At 41.8% G+C, this 15,704-nt stretch carries 27 protein-coding genes and 1 pseudogene; 27 read left to right on the forward strand and 1 reads right to left on the reverse strand.

Annotated features, from left to right (window positions below; translation table 11 throughout):
* Positions 1 to 161: 161 nt before the first annotated feature.
* The 26 genes from QUA56_RS31080 (at position 162) to QUA56_RS31205 (ending at position 14,522) form a co-directional block, all read left to right on the forward strand.
* On the forward strand, positions 162 to 1,457 hold the full coding sequence (locus tag QUA56_RS31080; RefSeq protein WP_333366129.1) for a hypothetical protein: 1,296 nt from the start codon (positions 162 to 164) through the stop codon (positions 1,455 to 1,457).
* A gap of 277 nt (positions 1,458 to 1,734) precedes the next feature.
* On the forward strand, positions 1,735 to 3,312 hold the full coding sequence (locus tag QUA56_RS31085; RefSeq protein ID WP_333366132.1) for an AAA family ATPase: 1,578 nt from the start codon (positions 1,735 to 1,737) through the stop codon (positions 3,310 to 3,312).
* A 78-nt stretch (positions 3,313 to 3,390) separates the two neighbouring features.
* On the forward strand, positions 3,391 to 3,684 hold the full coding sequence (locus tag QUA56_RS31090) for a hypothetical protein (protein WP_333366135.1): 294 nt from the start codon (positions 3,391 to 3,393) through the stop codon (positions 3,682 to 3,684).
* Between the two features lie 68 nt (positions 3,685 to 3,752).
* Positions 3,753 to 4,166, forward strand: coding sequence for a DUF6876 family protein (locus tag QUA56_RS31095; RefSeq protein ID WP_333366139.1), 414 nt, complete (start codon positions 3,753 to 3,755; stop codon positions 4,164 to 4,166).
* 86 nt (positions 4,167 to 4,252) lie between these two features.
* The gene (locus tag QUA56_RS31100; protein ID WP_333366141.1) at positions 4,253 to 4,606 is read left to right on the forward strand and encodes a hypothetical protein; all 354 of its coding nucleotides are present in this window, start codon (positions 4,253 to 4,255) and stop codon (positions 4,604 to 4,606) included.
* Positions 4,607 to 4,771: 165 nt separating this feature from the next.
* Positions 4,772 to 5,122: a DUF6283 family protein gene (locus QUA56_RS31105; RefSeq protein WP_333366211.1), complete on the forward strand. Its 351-nt coding sequence runs from the start codon at positions 4,772 to 4,774 to the stop codon at positions 5,120 to 5,122.
* A gap of 73 nt (positions 5,123 to 5,195) precedes the next feature.
* A complete protein-coding gene (locus QUA56_RS31110) occupies positions 5,196 to 5,564 on the forward strand; it encodes a hypothetical protein (protein ID WP_333366142.1) in 369 nt (122 codons plus the stop codon).
* A gap of 26 nt (positions 5,565 to 5,590) precedes the next feature.
* On the forward strand, positions 5,591 to 5,929 hold the full coding sequence (locus QUA56_RS31115) for a hypothetical protein (protein WP_333366145.1): 339 nt from the start codon (positions 5,591 to 5,593) through the stop codon (positions 5,927 to 5,929).
* Positions 5,926 to 6,597, forward strand: a complete 672-nt coding sequence (locus tag QUA56_RS31120; RefSeq protein WP_333366147.1) for an MT-A70 family methyltransferase — start codon at positions 5,926 to 5,928, stop codon at positions 6,595 to 6,597. Before QUA56_RS31115 ends, QUA56_RS31120 begins: the two co-directional genes overlap by 4 nt.
* Before the next feature lie 117 nt (positions 6,598 to 6,714).
* Complete coding sequence (locus tag QUA56_RS31125; RefSeq protein ID WP_333366151.1) at positions 6,715 to 7,299, forward strand: hypothetical protein; 585 nt, start codon at positions 6,715 to 6,717, stop codon at positions 7,297 to 7,299.
* Positions 7,300 to 7,380: 81 nt separating this feature from the next.
* Positions 7,381 to 7,665: a hypothetical protein gene (locus tag QUA56_RS31130; RefSeq protein ID WP_333366157.1), complete on the forward strand. Its 285-nt coding sequence runs from the start codon at positions 7,381 to 7,383 to the stop codon at positions 7,663 to 7,665.
* Between the two features lie 41 nt (positions 7,666 to 7,706).
* Positions 7,707 to 8,270: a hypothetical protein gene (locus tag QUA56_RS31135; RefSeq protein ID WP_333366160.1), complete on the forward strand. Its 564-nt coding sequence runs from the start codon at positions 7,707 to 7,709 to the stop codon at positions 8,268 to 8,270.
* Positions 8,271 to 8,326: 56 nt separating this feature from the next.
* Positions 8,327 to 8,527: a hypothetical protein gene (locus QUA56_RS31140; RefSeq protein ID WP_333366161.1), complete on the forward strand. Its 201-nt coding sequence runs from the start codon at positions 8,327 to 8,329 to the stop codon at positions 8,525 to 8,527.
* A gap of 35 nt (positions 8,528 to 8,562) precedes the next feature.
* A complete protein-coding gene (locus QUA56_RS31145; RefSeq protein ID WP_333366164.1) occupies positions 8,563 to 8,826 on the forward strand; it encodes a hypothetical protein in 264 nt (87 codons plus the stop codon).
* 146 nt (positions 8,827 to 8,972) lie between these two features.
* The gene (locus tag QUA56_RS31150; protein WP_333366214.1) at positions 8,973 to 10,271 is read left to right on the forward strand and encodes an IS4 family transposase; all 1,299 of its coding nucleotides are present in this window, start codon (positions 8,973 to 8,975) and stop codon (positions 10,269 to 10,271) included.
* Between the two features lie 215 nt (positions 10,272 to 10,486).
* Positions 10,487 to 10,837, forward strand: coding sequence for a hypothetical protein (locus tag QUA56_RS31155; RefSeq protein WP_333366167.1), 351 nt, complete (start codon positions 10,487 to 10,489; stop codon positions 10,835 to 10,837).
* A gap of 268 nt (positions 10,838 to 11,105) precedes the next feature.
* Positions 11,106 to 11,429 carry a hypothetical protein gene (locus tag QUA56_RS31160; protein WP_333366170.1) on the forward strand — a complete coding sequence of 108 codons (324 nt, stop codon included), beginning with the start codon at positions 11,106 to 11,108 and terminating at the stop codon, positions 11,427 to 11,429.
* Between the two features lie 36 nt (positions 11,430 to 11,465).
* On the forward strand, positions 11,466 to 11,798 hold the full coding sequence (locus QUA56_RS31165; RefSeq protein ID WP_333366172.1) for a helix-turn-helix transcriptional regulator: 333 nt from the start codon (positions 11,466 to 11,468) through the stop codon (positions 11,796 to 11,798).
* Positions 11,788 to 12,021: an HNH endonuclease gene (locus QUA56_RS31170; protein ID WP_333366176.1), complete on the forward strand. Its 234-nt coding sequence runs from the start codon at positions 11,788 to 11,790 to the stop codon at positions 12,019 to 12,021. Before QUA56_RS31165 ends, QUA56_RS31170 begins: the two co-directional genes overlap by 11 nt.
* A 311-nt stretch (positions 12,022 to 12,332) precedes the next feature.
* Positions 12,333 to 12,557 carry a hypothetical protein gene (locus QUA56_RS31175; protein ID WP_333366179.1) on the forward strand — a complete coding sequence of 75 codons (225 nt, stop codon included), beginning with the start codon at positions 12,333 to 12,335 and terminating at the stop codon, positions 12,555 to 12,557.
* 144 nt (positions 12,558 to 12,701) lie between these two features.
* Positions 12,702 to 12,968: a hypothetical protein gene (locus QUA56_RS31180; RefSeq protein WP_333366183.1), complete on the forward strand. Its 267-nt coding sequence runs from the start codon at positions 12,702 to 12,704 to the stop codon at positions 12,966 to 12,968.
* 32 nt (positions 12,969 to 13,000) lie between these two features.
* Positions 13,001 to 13,243 (forward strand): hypothetical protein, encoded by a 243-nt coding sequence (locus QUA56_RS31185; RefSeq protein WP_333366187.1) that lies wholly within the window; start codon positions 13,001 to 13,003, stop codon positions 13,241 to 13,243.
* 9 nt (positions 13,244 to 13,252) lie between these two features.
* Positions 13,253 to 13,492, forward strand: coding sequence for a hypothetical protein (locus QUA56_RS31190; protein ID WP_333366190.1), 240 nt, complete (start codon positions 13,253 to 13,255; stop codon positions 13,490 to 13,492).
* A gap of 58 nt (positions 13,493 to 13,550) precedes the next feature.
* Complete coding sequence (locus QUA56_RS31195) at positions 13,551 to 13,799, forward strand: hypothetical protein (RefSeq protein ID WP_333366193.1); 249 nt, start codon at positions 13,551 to 13,553, stop codon at positions 13,797 to 13,799.
* 37 nt (positions 13,800 to 13,836) lie between these two features.
* Positions 13,837 to 14,205 carry a DUF7694 domain-containing protein gene (locus tag QUA56_RS31200; RefSeq protein ID WP_333366197.1) on the forward strand — a complete coding sequence of 123 codons (369 nt, stop codon included), beginning with the start codon at positions 13,837 to 13,839 and terminating at the stop codon, positions 14,203 to 14,205.
* Complete coding sequence (locus QUA56_RS31205) at positions 14,205 to 14,522, forward strand: hypothetical protein (protein WP_333366200.1); 318 nt, start codon at positions 14,205 to 14,207, stop codon at positions 14,520 to 14,522. The genes QUA56_RS31200 and QUA56_RS31205 overlap by 1 nt, the downstream gene beginning before the upstream one ends.
* Positions 14,523 to 14,830: 308 nt before the next feature.
* Here the strand turns inward: QUA56_RS31205 and QUA56_RS31210 are convergent, their stop codons facing one another.
* Entirely contained in the window at positions 14,831 to 14,983 is a 153-nt protein-coding gene (locus QUA56_RS31210) for a hypothetical protein (RefSeq protein ID WP_333366204.1), read from the reverse strand.
* 30 nt (positions 14,984 to 15,013) lie between these two features.
* Here QUA56_RS31210 and QUA56_RS31215 point away from each other — a divergent pair.
* Positions 15,014 to 15,626, forward strand: a pseudogene (locus QUA56_RS31215) (IS1634 family transposase); the annotation flags it as partial.
* Between the last annotated feature and the right edge of the window lie 78 nt (positions 15,627 to 15,704).

Raw genomic sequence — 15,704 nt, forward strand, 5'->3', positions numbered from 1 at the left:
ATTTGAGCTGGTGGGTACAGTTGTTGAGCCAGCTATGGGCTTAGGTGCTGTTCTTTGCTTACGATATGCGTATTGCGTAAATCGTAATTTAGGTATATGATTAGCTCATACCCAAGTAGGACACGGTACGCCGTGTCCTAACCCCACAGCAGCCCAAACCTATGCCAAAATTACCGACAACGTTTACAAGCCTTGATTTAACGGGGTTTGAGTTCGATCGCGCTCAACAATACACAGGAATCAACCGAGAAATGGTGGATTTTGCGTGCGCTGTACTCCAGAAAAACCGTGTAGGGGTAGCAGTCCGCAGTGTCAACGCAGCCCTCAAAGAAATTTACGGTATCGGAGGGAGTACCGATATTGTGTGCAAATTGGTCAAGGAATGGCGGACAGATAATCTGTCACTGATGAAAGAGGGAAAATCAGAGAAGGATTTAGCAACAGCACTTTTAGAGGCTGCGGATGATGGTTTGCTAGAAGAGTCAGACATTCCTGAAGAATATCTGACAGTTTCTCGTCAAATGGCGATCGCTAGCTATCGTTTGGCTTATCAAAAAGCAGATACGAGTGTGAGTGGCGATCGGATGAAACAGTTAGCTGCTGAAAATGAGCTGATGCGTCACCAACTCAAAGATTTTCCTCAAAATCAAATGGAGTTGAAGTTTTATCAAGCGGAGTACGAACGCCAGCGGAATGAGCTCAGGGAAGCGTACATGAATCTCAACAAGCAAAAGTTGACAGATTCTGAAGAATTCCGTCAACAGTTAGATTTGATTCAAGCCGAACGTAATGAGCTACTAGCAAAATTGTCAGTTGCTGAAAAACGTCTGATAGAAGTTGCTGAATTTGAAACGGCTTCTCGCGATCGACTCAGTGAGATATCTAAGCTTAATGGACAAATCGAAGCACGGGAACGAGAAGTGTCCACTCTCCATTCTCAAATCCAAGCTCTGCAATCACAAGTTGGTGAGAAACAAGTCCTAGAATCTCAAATAGAACAGCTAAGAGCTCAACTTAAAGAAGCTTCGACAACAATTACCAACTTACAATCTCAACAGAAAGTTAGTGGCGCTTTACAAGTCGATCGAATTTTAGATGATTCAGATGATGAGCTGAGCATCAGTGACCAGATCATGCTCGAAAATGAAACACTCCATGCTGATTTGTCTGAAGCTCTCAGAGAAATTGAAATCTTGAAAGCTGCACTGGCTAAACCTCAAGTCGCTCAATCTGAATCTCACTCTGAATTACTTCCTGAAATACTTCCAGAACTACTCCCTGAAGCAGTTTCAGACTTTGTTGACCCTCTTTTACAACCCGTTAACTCTGACTCTGCCTCTGACTCTGATTCTGGCTTTGACTCTGACCCTGTTAACTCTGAGTCGGTTGAACATCCAGCTAAGTTTGTTGAACCTGTTTCCAGAAACAAAAAGCAAAAAGTTGCTGTGGCTCAATGAGTAACTGGCTCAACTCAGTAACAGAAACAGAAGCAAAACAGAAACAGAAACAGAAACGAAAAGCTCAGTAACAGTTGCTGTTACTGTTACTGAGCTTAGAAGGGAGAATGGGTATTGCTAGAGGTCTAATCATCTTTGGTGGGTAGCCCAAGACTGTACCAGCTTTGGTGACTCAAAAGCTCGATTGCGTACTAGCTCGGCAAATCACTTGATATTGGATTAAGTACGAATCAGTGCTGGTAGAGAGTAATTAGCAATTGATAATTGGATTAAAGACATGATAGATCAAAAAAAAGAAATTCAGCTAATGTTATTGGCGAGATTTCCTTTGCTGTGGGTAGTGAGCCCGGAAGAAGAACCAGCAGAAGAAATCTTGTGCCAAGTGGTCACAGGGGTAGAGGGACAAATTTATTTCTGGGATTTTGCACGTGGCTGGACAGATAATGCCACGGGCAAGGGAAATCCGATGCAAGCACTAGAGCGCATCAGTAAAGCGCCGCCAATGGAGCAGGTCACTATTTTCGTGATGAAGGATTTGGGAACGCTCATTGCCCCCGGTGCCAACGGACAGATAGCAATGAACCAATTAGCGATCGTCCGCGAACTGAAAAACCTCGCATGGCAATTAGCCCGTGACCGTCGCTGTTTGGTCATCCTCTCCGATCAACTCAGAATTCCGCAAGAACTGCGCGAAGAAACGACGGTGGTGGACATCTCCTTACCAGGCATCGAGGAGATATCGAACTTGCTCACTCGGTTGGTTCCACCTGCCGATCTCAAACTCAACGCCGAACAGCGGCAGCAGTTTGTCAAAGCTTGCCAGGGGCTGACTCGCTGTCGCATATCCCGCGTCCTAGCGAAGTGCTTGGCGCGAGGCAAGCGAGGAAAAGTTGATAGTGCGGCACTCCCTATGATCATCGAGGAGAAACGGCAAACAATCCGCGAGACGGGAATCCTAGAATTTATCCCGCTTGAATCAGGTCTGGAAGTTGTCGGCGGACTCGAAATTCTCAAGCAGTGGGTCAAATCTCGATCGCGCTCCTTCACTGACCAAGCCCGCGAATATGGTTTACCAAACCCAAAAGGTGTCTTACTCGCCGGCATTCAAGGGACTGGTAAATCGCTACTTGCCAAGACGATTGCCACTGAATGGAAACTCCCTCTGTTGCGCCTCGATGTCGGTCGCGTGTTCGGCAGCATGGTCGGTGAAAGTGAGAACCGCATCCGTCAGGTGATTAAGCTGGTCGAGGCGATCGCACCATGCTGCTTGATGATCGATGAAATTGATAAGGCCTTCGCGAACATCACGTCTGGCATGGATGGAGATTCCGGCACTTCCCAGCGGGTGTTTGGAACGTTGTTGACATGGATGCAAGAAAAGACCGCGCCAGTGTTTGTGGTCATGACTGCCAACCGTGCCGAAGTCCTCCCCGCCGAGCTAATTCGTAAGGGCCGCATTGATGAAACTTTTTGGGTTGATCTGCCGAACCTCACAGAGCGGGAGGCAATTTTCCGAGTTCACCTCACCCGCGTCCGACCCGATCGAGTTAATGCCGGCGATTTCGATTTGAAGCTGCTGGCAGAGCAATCGAAAAATTTTTCAGGTGCCGAGATTGAGCAAGTCGTTTTCGATGCGATGCAAAATGCGTTCAGCGCCGGGGTTGAGTTCAGTCAGCAAGACTTACTCGGTGCGATCGCCGGCTGCGTCCCTCTGGCACAAATAGCCGAGGCGCAAATTGATGATTTGAAAACTTGGGCCATTCGATCGGGTGCTAAATCTGCCAGTCTCCCTGATGTTCACACGCAACCCACTTCATATTCTCGTCTTTCCCCTCTTCAGGTTGATGAAAATTAATCGTTATCAAAAAGCGAAGTTAAATGCTTCGCTTTTTGCTTCTGATTTAGGAATTGCTCACATAAATTGAGGCAGAATATGGAACCCCATTTTGTTCATCCTTTGTCAAGCTTGGAAACTCTCGATACAGATGAAGGTAAAAAAGAAGTAATAAATAGTTGGGCGTTTGCCTCAGTGATTTGGTCTACCGCCCTGGATGGTAACGAAAATGCTTTGATTTTGATTAATGAGGTATTTCCTGATAAAAGCAGAATTCCTTTACTGATTTTGCGTTCTAAGCAGGGAGATGAAGCAGCGATGAGAGATGCGATCGGAATTATTGCTTTTGCTATTGATGATAAATTAGCCGAAGCATTTGAACCAAATAAATAAAGGTTCAAAAGATTGAAATGGTAATGCTTCGCTGTAAGAAAATGATTTTTTGAATTTGGAATCAGATTATGGCAAAGGCAATGATGGATGTTGAAACACTGTCGCAAAATTTGAAACACTTTGGTGGAACTGAGCAATATTACAAACATTGGCTTGGAATTCAGTACACCGATGGAGTCAAATATTTGGCTGATAATGCTCAATGTTATTGGTTGATTGATGCGATCGCCTCCAATCAGCCCCGTGTCAGGAGAAAACACAGTTTAACTGAGTTTCAACTTTGGTTCCTTCATGTTGGAAATGCACACGAGTTTATTAAACCTAGAAAAGACAATGCTGCGGTGTTGACTTGTTGGGAAGATTCACCAAAGAAAGAAACCAAACCTGTGATTATTCAACAGATACCGTTTACCGATTTCCCCTTGCCAGCAATCAAACTTTATCTACAAGAGAAAATTCTTCTGCTGCCAGACGAAAATTAAGCCTTAAAAGTCTGTCCAGTTCTCCCACACTGGATACTGGACAGACTTTCGCACTACATCACTCAACTAATATTAGGAGTACATCAATGACTGGTAGCCAGGGAGTCCCTGAACTTACACTCGAAGAAAAGCAAAAACAACTGGAAGCGTTGCAGGCAGATGTTGACATAATATTTGCTGAAGTAATCACTAATCAGGTCAAAACAGTCGATTTTGCCATTAAAGTTTGGGTAAATGCAGTGCAACAAAAAGCACCTTATGTAGCGATCGCCAGTCGCATGATTCACCACAGCACAAATCTTCAGGGAGACGAAATGTTGCAATTTCTGCGATTTCTAGCTAAGGGAACTCTTGAAAAAAATGAGTCGATCGCACAATGGGCAGTGGATTTGATAAATCAAGGTTTAGTTATCAGCAACAGTCTCAAACAGAAAAACTAAAATGGCAAAATTGAAATGCAAAATCTGTAACTGTCAGCTACTGTTTCTTGGTCAACTAGGATACGTGAGACACTTTACTTGCCGACACTGTGGAATGAGTTTTAGCAAAAGCCCCAAAATTGTCAGAGACAAATTCGATCGGATAATTTCTGTTAAATACTAATGATGCAACTCATACAAACAAAACAATGCGCTAATTGTCCGTGGAAACTAGACCGAAATTTGAGCAAAATTCCTGGCTATAGCCGGGAAAATCATCAAGCTTTGAATGAGACGATCGCCAATCCACACAGTGATATTTCAGACGTGTTTCATCAATTAACAAGCCCTAAAGTAGCAATGGGTTGTCATTATTCCACAGATGACAAACTACTTGAATGTGTTGGCTGGATTTACAACCAACTTCGGAACAATAATCTAGCTCTGCGATTGGTATTGATGCGATCGGATCAGATAAACAACCTTGAGATTGATGGCGCACAACGAGAAACTTTTGCTGAAACTTTAAAAGATTAATTCATGCCTAGTTAATCGGTGAGGGCTTCGCCATAAGGAAGTGATGAAATTACCAAAATTTAGAGTGAAAATCATGGAGCATCCCACAGAAAAAGTAGAACAAGAAGCTGAAAGAATTCAAATAGAGGTTGATAAAATCTTTGAGATGGCTCGATCGAATAACTGGAGTTTGGAACAATTTGCGGTAAAAGTTTTAGCGGGAGCTACAGAATTTGACTTGGGATATTTTGCAATTGGCGCTCAACTTATTCAAAACGTCACTGAAATTGATGGCAAAAGTGCGATCGAAGTCCTAAAGTTTTTAATTTTTAAAGTTCAGCAACACGATACTTTGAAAATTAAGCAAGCACAGGAAATGTTCTTTCGTGGATTAATTATCAACAAAAACAAAGCTGAACAACGGTTGGCGGAACAGAAACAGCAACAGCAAATCTCGAAATAAACCTCGAAGAAAAGGAGAAATTAGCCATGTATGATACGAAAAACATGAAAGAAGAGAAAGCATTTTTACTGGTCCTTCGACAGATTCAAGGATTATTCAGAGAGGCAGAATTTCATAGCTGGTCATTTCAGGATTTTGCTGAGAAGATTTGGTTAGGGACAATTCTTGGGCTTATCCCAGAAAAAACTCTAGCCTCAATATTAGTTGAGAAAGCAGCTAATATTTCAGCAGCCGAGACTTATAAACTCATTGATGATTTAGCTGCTCAATCAAAAGCAGGGAAAAAAGAAGCGATGCAACGTGCAGTCAAATTACTTTTGGATGGTTTGCTCATCATCAATAATCAAATTGGGGTAGCTAAATGAAAACTTACAAATCTGATGACTGCGTAGGACAACTGAAACTATCGATCGCACTCCATCTGATACCGAATCTGCCACCAATTCCGCATCGAGAATACAGACTGATTGTTGCCGATCCGCCCTGGAGTTTCACACTCAGAGAAGCAGACAAAACTCATAGGGGCCGTTGCAGTTACCCATCCATGACAGATGAGGAAATTCTCAATATGCCAATCAGTGCGATCGCAAGCTCAGACTCTTATCTGCTGCTATGGGTGACAAATAACCATCAAGCGTTGGGGTTTCGGTGTCTCGACCGCTGGGGATTTACTCATCGATCGATTTTCACCTGGGAGAAAGTCACCAAGGACGGCAGACCCCATGCTGGATTAGGTCACTACGGCAGGAATTGCACCGAGCATTTTCTGGTTGCCACTAAAGGTGCACCGGGAAGTTTCACAACTCATGGCTTGACCAACATCAACAACCTCATCAAAGCTCCCCGCAGAGAGCATTCACAGAAGCCGAAACAGTTTTGGGGAATCGCCGATCGACTCGCTGACAAACTAGAGAATTGCGAGAAGTTGGGCAAGTTATCGCATCCGTCGAGGATTGAACTATTTGCTCGGGAACAACGCCCAAATTGGGATGCCTGGGGTGCTGAAGCTAACTTGCCTAATGCTTTAGTTTGATGACATTTCCCTAATTTTTCATCGGAATTACTAGGGTTAAGTCATTCGATTATTGCTTCGCTTAAGGATATTGATTTGTCCTGTAATTGAGTTTTAGTCACCAAAATGAACATAGGCATGAGAGGTTTAACGATTGACGATAGCACCTACATAGTTCGATCCCAGGACTATGGATATTGGGCTGATGAAAACTTTAAACAAATTGTCTCAAGAACTTACATCGAAGTCTTGAAATTCCCCTGCGAAATAGAGGTTACACCGTTCACCACATCTGAAGGAACCAAGTTAATAGGTTATCTATCCGCAACTCAAGGTTTAAGTAATTCAAATCCTGAATTTCGGGATTTGCCAAAGTTTATCCCGTTTGATGACCAATTTTATGATGAGAAACGACTTACTTACTTTGGGAATACAGGTCTTTATGTTGCTAAGAAAGAGCTAGAAAACCTTTCAAACATTCGGCTAGCCAAAGGTATTAAACGCTATCTGATAAAGGATTACGATCGAAAGATAATTATCAGTTTGCGGTTTTACGACGCTTGCCGTCAGTGCTGGTCTACAGCCTTCAAAACTGAGTTAATAGCATTCAAACCTCCAGAAATCTACAAATGGAATAACTCTGTGTTTCGGTTAACTTTGACTGCTGATGAAGATGAAACAACAACTGCTTACTACACACTTTCAGGAAAGTACAAACGATGATGGAAGCAATTGGAGTTAACTTAAGTCTCTGGGTTAGTGCTTCGCAGAAAGGTATTGATTTGTTCTCTCGTATTGACCATCATGACTAATCTTGATAACGACTGCAGAACGACAGAATCCGAATCTAATGAATTGCCAGACACCACTGAAAACGGATTTATTACTGTAAGTGATTTCTTTGCATATCAGCATGAATCAATCGAAACGGCACTGAAAAATAGCGAGTTTCAATACCTGATAGCGTTTCATCCTGATAGTCCGAAGCAGCTCTGGAAACAAGGTGCTTTTAGAGTCTATGTTTTAGAGGAACATCTCGAAGCAGTTAGTAATTTGTGTAGAGCTACAGAAAAAGCCCCCGTAAACTAGGAATAGCATAATAACTGGGTCGCTACCAGTTAAGAACTACCATGCAATCCAATTCTTCTGAGCCTTTGACCAATTTGCCTTTCCCAACTAATGAACAATCCGATATACCACGAATTTATATTCAACAAGAAGGTTCTTTCCAGGGTACTTGGATTGATGCTATCAACGCTTCTGAAATGCAGCAAAATATTGACTACATTCAGGCTTCAGTTAATGGTTCTGTCAAAATTAGTTCATTTCAAGGCTTTCACAGCGTTGAGTTTCTGATGACACCAGAAATGCCAATACCATTTATCGCACAAATAGGTAAAGGAATTATCAAATATGGCAAACCATTTTGTGTCTATTTCTCGGTCTACGAGCATCGACAAGAACCAGAAATCTTGAAAAACTTTCAAGAAGATTACAGAGGTTGTTTCGATCGCACTGAAGATTTTGTCAAAGAAATTCTTACCCAAGAAGCCTTTGATTCACAGTTAAAACGCAACAATCTTAGCTGGAAGCATCTCAATTTCGAGGGAATTATCCGAGATTGGTTCTATTCGACAGAGGGAATTTATCGGCGGATGTTGGATGAAAAAGTCTACATTTTCAAACGTCGTTAATGCTTTGCTTTCAGATGTTGATATAGCGTAATACTGGGTCGCTCCCAGTTCTAAAAATGGTTTCACCTGAGATAAATATTGCTGGGTTGCACAAAGTAGCTGATTTTCGGTTCAACGAGCATCATAAAGTTGTTTCTGCTATCAAACAAATGACTCATCAGCTAGAGTTTTACGTTTATCAAGGCAGATTTACCCTTTACGTTTGGCCTGAAGATACTGAAACTGCCAAAGTATTGCTTGGAATTCCAATTCAGTAATAGCGTAATAACTGGATCGCTCCCAGTTTTAATAAATGCCTTACTACATTTTAGTCACACTTGAGCAAGAGGTAGAAGTTTACACCACTCCTGAAATGTTGACTACTGAAGAAATTCAAGAAGTGATTGGTATTGAAGGAGTGCCAGCTAATTATGAAATGTTAGATTCATCTAACTTTTCTGATTCCTCGATCGTCATGCTTTGTGACGCTGATGTCGTATCGAAAGAACTTCAGCCAACTTGTCTGACACAAAATGGCGATATTGTTTGTGGTCAGGTACCATTAGTGACAAGTTAAGGTGATGGGTAAATTGTCAAGGGGGTATTTACATTGGTTAAAAAATAGATGAAACTCAGAATAGGCAAGTAGTTGAGCAATTATGACCAGCCATGACCAAGACCAGAACTACCAATCGGGACCACGCGAAAAAGAAACAACGACCACTGATAGAGGATGAAGTAATTGCCCAGCAACTCGAAGCATTACTGAGACCAGCCATGCTCCATCAGGAAAATTCCTACCGTCAGCTAAAACTTCGGGACCGAATTCTCAACTTGCCATTGATGATGGCTGCGGTCTTAACCTTACTCTGGCGAGACGTAGCAGGAGTAAGAGAACTGACCAGAATGTTAACGAGAGACGGCTTTCTGTGGTGTAATCCCACTCAAGTCAGCCAACAAGCACTGTCCCAAAGATTTTTGACCTTTCCAGCCGAGTTATTTGAACAAGTATTTAAAGATTTATTGCCAAGGTTAAGAACAAATTGGCAGAGCAGAAATCAACGAACCTTACCAGAAAGTATTCAGTTTACATTAACAAGATTTGAGCAGATTTGGATTATAGATAGTTCAATATTAGAGGCATTATTTCGGAAATTATCAAACTTAGAGTCAGCTAAAATAGGACAATTGGCGGGGAAAATAAGTACAGTAATTGATCTAGTAACTAGATTGCCAGTCGAAATTTGGTTTACCGAAAATGCGAAAGAATCTGATGTAAAACTTGAAGAAAATATCCTCAATTTAGTCAGCAAAAATACGTTATTACTATTAGATAGAGGCTTTTATCACTTTAATTTTTGGTTAAAATTAATTGAGCAAAAGGTTAACTTTATTACCCGAATAAAGAAAGGAGCCGCAATCAAAGTAGAGGAAGTGTTTACCGATAGTTATGGACTGCGAGACCGTAAGATACGTTTGGGGTCTGGAACAAAGAAAACTCCGTTTATTACCTTACGTTTGATTGAAGTTCGTTCAGGAAAAACCTGGCATTCTTATTTAACAAGTGTGCTAGAGCCAGAAAAATTACCCCCTTATGTAGTAGCAGATTTGTATCGAAGACGTTGGCGGATTGAAGAAGCTTTTAATATTGTAAAAAGGCTGTTAGATTTAAGCTATTTATGGACGGGTTCAATCAATGGGATTAAATTACAGATTTGGGCAACTTGGTTATTTTATGCAGTTTTAGTAGATTTAGGTGATGCGGTAGCTGATGAACTAGCTCTACCTTTTGAGCAGATTTCTTTAGAAATGATTTATCGCGGTCTTTATCATTTTACTATGGCTCATCATAAAGGTAAAGCAACAGATCCAATCAAGTATTTTGCTGACCCCCAAAATCGAGATTTAGGCATTATTAAACAGCAGCGAAAACCGAATGTTAAGTTAATTATTGCCCCTTTTCCTGAAAAGCAACGAGGGTCTGACCAATTCTTTTTTAAGAACTCTCCGAAAGCCTCTTGACAAAAGACTTACAGCCTTAACTTGTCACCAATGGTCAGGTACTAATTCTCGCAACTAATGAATCCCCAGACGATTTGTGCTTACTTAACGTGCGTCAAGCCAAAATTGTCAAAGAAGAACTAAAATTGTACCCAAAACCAGTCCAGCCAGAACACAATTTTAGTGCTTCGCTATGGGATATTGATTGATTTTCTACGTCGTTTACTGGAGCCAAGATGACACGATTTTACGCTTTAATCAACTCAACAGGAATTCAAGAGGTACAAGCAACTGAAATGCCAACAGTTGCTGAAATTCAAAAGCTTGTAGGCATTCCCGGTAAAGAAGCTTTCTTTGAAGGGGTTTATCAGTGCTATTCTGACCTGTCGATCGCTATTTTGTGTGATGATGAATTTTTACGAAAGGCTTATCAACCAACTTTAGTTATTCCTGATGGCATTACTCTTCAGGGACAGCTTTTGATTGTGGCAATGGATACGCAAATTGAAGATTTCTGTCTTTTAACTCAGAGACAGCTAGAAATTGTCAAAAAAGAAAGCAAAATCTATCCGTTAACGCCACGCTAGCAACAATTCACCCGCCCGTCATGTCCTAGTTCAAATACTGGACATGACTCGGTTTAACATCAAGGAAACACCAACTGCAAGTCAATCATTACTCAAGTCATAAACAAAGCTACGGAATTGATTAATTCTTTAAAGTGGTGGTTGACATAAGTGTTTCTTGTTTCGTGTTTCTTGTTTTTTGTCATGTTTATGGTAACGTTTATAGCAATGTTTCTCGTAATGTTTTTAAAGCTTCGCTTGTGAGGGGTTGAGATGGAGGATTAAAATAATGGCAGATTTTGACATAGAACATGGTACTTGGGAAAGCAAAGATGGCAAACTGATAAAATATACGAAAGAAAGTTGCCTGCTTAATAGCTACGATGATTGGAATGAATATCATCTGCAAATTACCCGATGGCCACAAACTACGTCAATTGAGATTGTAGTGCTTAGTGGTGATCAAGGATTTGATTCTGAGAGCAGATGGTCGCATTATGAAATTCATCGGTTGACCAAATTGCCTCATGCAGAATTTGCTGTACGAAAAGATGAATTAATTCAAGAAATCCTGAGACTAGCAAATGAAAAGTTTGGTTATTTAACACTTTAAGAGCGCATATCTGGGTCGCTCCCAGCATTCTTTACCATGCACGAATGCAAAATCAGCCTGGGCAAAACCATTAAAAATGCTCGGCAAGAGCATGGATTTAGCCAGCAAGATTTGTGTAAATTGCTGGTTGCGCCGTCAGACTGTTCAACGACGATCGACCGCTGCCTGCTAGCAAAAATCGAAAACAACCGAGTTGATGTGCGATCGGATGAGTATGACTGGCTCATGCCCAAATTTGCTGAAATATTCTCCTGTGATATTGCTTGGCTTGAAGAAATCCGTCAGCAAACCGAAGTCGAACCTTTCGATTTCAGCAAAGCGCTAGCCGTATTTCCCGTTTACTTCAACGAGAAAACCTATGACCTATAAAACAGTATATCTGCATCGGGTGGTGGCGGAACAAAACATCAATCGTAAGCTCAGAACCGGTGAAGTTGTTCATCACCTGGACGAGGACAAATCTAATAACTCGCCAGAAAACCTGGTAATTTGTTCTAGTCCTTCTGTTCACGGACGATACCATGTCCGTTCTCTAAGACAGAAACTTGAAGCCGATCGACCTCTGATTAAAGTAGGCGATTTGTGGCTTTAAATCAACAGCTTGCTCAAATAAGTTATTCCAGTTCCAGTAAACCATTTTGGGTATTTCCATAAAAAGACAACACATCGTTCTGACCGTCACAACAGCTTTGACCCTCGTAACAGCTTTGACCAGTCCTTTGTTTACTGGTGTTCAAGGGAGTGAAACTGGACAAACCGAAGTTGACTAATATCGGGCGTGAATACGATGAAGAGTCCTATCCGATCGGCATTCAAATTGAAAAACTAGAAGGCAACCGCCAAAAGTCACAGTAATTATTCAGTAATGCTTCGCTGTAAGGTAGTGTTGTTTATTTCAATGGTATGAACTTAGAACAATTAGTTCGATTTCTGAAATATGAAGCCGATCTCCCTACCTTTTTCCAGACTTCTGCCAACTATTACTATCATAATCAGAAACTACCTTCAGAGATTGAAACTCAGAAAATCAAGGTAGTTTTAGCCGTCAGCGATCAAAAAGAAGGTCAGCAGCCAAAGAGTAATGATCCACTATATCAACAAGCCTATCAAATCGCTGAGTCTATTTAGTTGGAGCTGATAAGTAGATGGAAGGCATTAATATCTGGTCTGGCTCTGATATTGGGATTGGTGCAGCTTTGACCAATCCCAATATCAGAGCCAGCTTTCCGAAAGGGCAACATCAAAAATCGCTACCCGGTAACATTCAGAGGCGTGAATTTCCGTGATGCTGAATCTGCATATCAAAAGTACAAAAGTCGTGATATGCAGGAATCGATCGAGATTATGACGGAAATCATTGTCTGCAAATTACAGCAACATCCTCGGCTCTTTGAAGCAATTACACAGCGAGGCGGTGTTGAATGGCTTAAGCAATGCCGTCACATTGTTGGAGTAAGAAATAGTCGTTGGGAAGGCTACGGATTGGAAAGCAATTTCATCCTGTGCTTGGTATTTGCCTATCAATTGTGTAGTGAATAGCGTGATTGCCGGGTCGCTCCCGGTCTTAAATTATGTCTAAGCCTAATTCGGAAATCAAGTTTGCGATTCTTAAGGCGAGTTATTGGGTTGGCGATGCTACTGAATATGGCTGCGTTTACTGGTTACTCGGAATGAAAGGAAAATGGTCTGAAGAGTTTGAAGCAGCCGAATTTTTCGATACTCGATCGGATGCTGAATTACGCTTAACTGAGGAGAAGCGTGTTCCTGAAAATTGTAATATTTCCATTGTTGAAGTTGAATTGTACCGCGATTAAGAGCTAGCAATGAAAAGTACATTTTACTGGTCAAACTGGAAATTTACGATCGAAAGCTCTTGCTACTACGACGATTCACCAGGCAATGTATTTTACCTAGAAGCAATCGTTATGCCAGAACTTGAGTTGGTAGCTAAATCGGAACTCAAAGGCTGGAATCGATCGCTAGCCGAACAAGCAGCTAAGTCAATGGTTGTCTGTGATCACAAAATTGATGAAAAATATTTCCTGAAAACTCTTTTCAGCTAATAATGCTTCGCTTTGAGGTTTTGAGTTAATGAGTTTAATCAGTTAAGGAATAAGAGTCATGACAATCACAGTCGAACAAATCAAGTCAATCCTTGCTGGCACTGAAGAAAATCTGCGACTTTTGCAGAAGCAGCCAGAGTATCAGGCGCTCGAACAGAGCGAGAATTTTGTCACACAAAATGAATTAGGTTTGGCGGATGCTATTCAGGCACTGAGTGAAGTTTATCAGGCAATTACTGAATCTGAATGCGATTTAGTCAGTGCTGTCGTTAGTTCACAACTACCCCCGAGCGGAATTTCTCACTAATTAATCAGCGCATAGCCGGGTCGCTCCCGGCAGTCTCATGAAATCTACAACTGTTAAATGGAATCCACCCACTGCTGAAGAGTTGCCGTGTAATTGGTCAGTTCAGGCAATCGGTGATGATGGCGGAGCTTATAAAAGTCGTGACGGTTTGATTGTAATAATTTCTTGTTCGATCGAAAAAGACGGCAATTCGTGGGTTCATCTCTCACTGTCTCGGAAAAAATCAGTTCCAACTTGGATAGATTTGGTCAAAGTCAAAGAGATTTTCTTGGGCGCAGACGCTTTGGCAATTCAGATTCTGCCTCCTCGATCGGAATGGGTAAATGTTCATGAGTTCTGTCTCCACCTTTATCAATGCCTCGACCAACGACCAATTCCTGACTTTCGTAAACTAGGAACAATTTGATGACACTCGATCGCAACGACATGAGAACCTACCCGGTTCAAGACAAGCCATGCAAAACTTGTCCGTTTAGTGGAGAAAAACCGTTACCTCTCTCTCCATCAGATTTGGCAATATACTACGAAAACTTGATGGGAAACGGGCAACACATTTGTCATAGTACGAATAACACGAAAATATGTCGCGGTGGCCGAAACATACAACTAAAATGGCTGTGTTCGATCGGTTTCTTAGATAACCCGACTGACGAAGCTTTCAACGAAGCAGTAAACTGGGCATTAAATAATAAGGAGTCAGCAACGTCAACGACCCATGACTAAATCTTAGATTCTAGTGAGGGCTTGAGAAATCAAGTCCATAGTTGACCCGTCTAAGTTCCTTGAGAGCTAGGTTATCCAGGTCATAGCACCAAAGAATGGTTCAACAATTCTGTGCTCTGCTGTCAGTCATTAAATGTCCGAATTGGGTTTAGGCAGTGTGGCTGACCTAATATGCCGATCTTCCTTACCATTATGGTGATGTGATTGCTTATATCCCACATTCCGCACCCCGACTGTCACATGGGGTGCGGGTGGGCTGCGGTTCGCGAGTCGTGTTCAGGGCGACCAAAAAGCTTAAGTACAAATGCTTAAACAATGTCAGTCGAAATACCAGCCCCATCAAATACCAGTAGTAATTTGCTGACTGCCGACCGTTCTCTTTCCGGCGTGCGCTCGAAAGTCCAACGATCGGGGAAAAAGTAAAATATAACTGGCGCAGCACTCGCCAGTAGAAAAGACATACTCTCGCCCCAATCGGCCGTCTCAATTCGATGAAAAAAAATCCTGAAATAACAGTCCAAAACCTAGACCACCTGGGTTTAGTTGCTGGGATAATCGATCGGAGACAACAGGGTAGAAAAAATCAATCAGCTAGTAGGTTGTCAACCAGGCGAAATAGTAAGTCCCGGTCACGCTGTCAAAGCCATGATTCTCAACGGATTAGGTTTAGTATCCGCACCGTTATATTTATTCTCAAAATTTTTTGAAGGCAAACCAACTGAACACTTAATCGGCAAAGGAATTAAACCAGAACACTTAAATGACGATCGTTTAGGTAGAGTATTAGACAAGCTATATGTCACGGGATTGAGTCAAACTTTTACAGCAATTGCCCTCGAAGCAGCAATTAAATTTGATGTATGCTTAAATACAGTACATCTCGATTCTAGCTCATTCCACCTGCATGGGGAATACAAATATGATGCCAATCGCGACGCAGGCTCATTATTTGCTCTGCCAATAAATTCGAGCATTAACCAGGTTTCAAGCATGAATCATCAGGAAGCACCATTACCAATACATATTACTTACGGATACTCTCGCGACCACCGACCCGACTTAAAGCAATTCATTATAGATTTAATTTGTAGTGGAGATGGAGACGCAGGGCGAACGCATCTAAATTGTATGTTAGCAGAACCTGGTATATTGGAGAATGATTATTGAGTACCTACCAAATAT

This window comes from Microcoleus sp. N3A4, from assembly GCF_036701805.1.
Classification (GTDB): domain Bacteria; phylum Cyanobacteriota; class Cyanobacteriia; order Cyanobacteriales; family Microcoleaceae; genus Microcoleus.